Origin of the sequence: Piscirickettsia salmonis LF-89 = ATCC VR-1361 (assembly GCF_000297215.2) — a bacterium.
In the GTDB taxonomy this organism is placed as follows: Bacteria; Pseudomonadota; Gammaproteobacteria; order Piscirickettsiales; family Piscirickettsiaceae; genus Piscirickettsia; species Piscirickettsia salmonis.
The window spans coordinates 1-1480 of record NZ_AMFF02000231.1 but is presented as its reverse complement, the minus strand read 5'-3'; the positions used below and the strand labels follow the sequence as shown (position 1 = coordinate 1480).

2 protein-coding genes are annotated in these 1480 nt (G+C 38.6%); one reads left to right on the top strand and one right to left on the bottom strand.

The annotated features are described in order from the left end of the window. Positions 1-24 precede the first annotated feature (24 nt). Positions 25-672 carry a LysE family translocator gene (locus tag C200_RS13700; RefSeq protein ID WP_016212266.1) on the bottom strand — a complete coding sequence of 216 codons (648 nt, stop codon included), beginning with the start codon at positions 670-672 and terminating at the stop codon, positions 25-27. 280 nt (positions 673-952) lie between these two features. Between C200_RS13700 and C200_RS13695 the strand changes: the two genes are divergently transcribed. Then, positions 953-1312, top strand: a complete 360-nt coding sequence (locus tag C200_RS13695) for a hypothetical protein (protein ID WP_016212267.1) — start codon at positions 953-955, stop codon at positions 1310-1312. The last annotated feature ends 168 nt before the right edge of the window (positions 1313-1480 follow it).

Sequence of the window (1480 nt, the reverse complement as noted above, 5' to 3'; positions counted from 1 at the left end):
GAGGTAGCGACGCTTACGCCATCCTCATTGAACCACTATATTGAATATAGAATGGCTAATCGTTGATATAATAAAAACACTGGCTAAAAGCAGCAACACGATACCTGATAAACGGTCAATTAGCTGAGCTTTATTTTTTAGAATACTGAGTACCTTGGGATTGGATAGAATAAAGGCGATTAAGGTATACCAAAGCCCATCAACCAGTGTCGGAGTTGCAACGATAATGACTTGGCTCGATAATTGGTGCCCTACAGAGATAAACTGACTAAACAGCGCGAGGAAAAATAGTGCAAGTTTTGGATTGAACAATGAGATCATGAAGCCTTCTCGGCAGCTGTCTTTAAGTGGTGCCGGTTGGCCAAGGTTAAGCTTAGAGTCAATACCGCCTTTAGAGCGTAATGCATTTATTCCTAGATAGACTAAATAGCCAGCGCCAGCATAGCTGATGATGGTAAACAATATGGGCGATTTTTTCAGTAATACAGCTAAGCCTAATAAGGTGAGTGTTGCGTATAAACCAACACCTAGTGCGTGAGACCATGAAGTGGCAATGCCGTGCCAGCGGCCATTGGCTAAGCTATGCTTGGTAACAATGGCAAGGCTAGGCCCTGGAGACATCGCACCTAATATACATACAGCAAATAAAGATAGCCAAATGCCAAAGGTCATTATTTCTACTCCTTATCTTTATTTTTAATTCCGAGTTTTCAAGGAATAAAGACATAAAATCTAGGTTATTAAATGAATTGATGGTATATAAAATATTCTGTATAAATAGAGTTTTTTGTTAAGACTGAAGCTTATTCTAACATGTTTTAGGGTGAGGTGGCTGTTTTTGTAAGAGTGGCTTTGCTCAGGAAACTCAGTACCGTCTGTTTTTGTTTATAATGATGGTGGTTATTTGCAGTAAAATGGTCTACATCTATTAAAAGAACAAGGAGAGTCAGTTATGTTCACCAGACAGAAAAAATCATTAGCAAAATTTGCAGCAGAGTCTGCTGGAACAGTTGAAGCTGTAGAGGCTTTTCACCGTGAGCCTGTGTGCGAGCTTGTCTTTTCCGTATGTGATCAAGAAATTAGTCAATGTATCGATTTGCTATATGATGCGGGTCATAATATTCACAACCTAAAAAAATACGCACCCATTGAGTTTAGGAATTATATTTACGAAGAGTTTCTAATGAGATTAGAGGGCCCAGCAGCGGATGTCCAAAGAGAGCTGGCTCGTGAGGTGTTTATGGATTATCTAGAGATGAAGTTGAAATTTGATATGACGGTAGCACGAGAAATTATTAAAATGCCTGGATAAAGTGATTGGTCTATTGTGATTTATTAATCTAACCTAACCTAATTTTGAGTGCTCTAAAGTAAGGCGCTTGAGAAGTTTTAACCTGGTTTGATGCTATGTTGTGTAAATAAGCGATTCCAATAGCAAGCTAATTATTTTATGTTAATGATTAGGCTCCGTTGACATTTC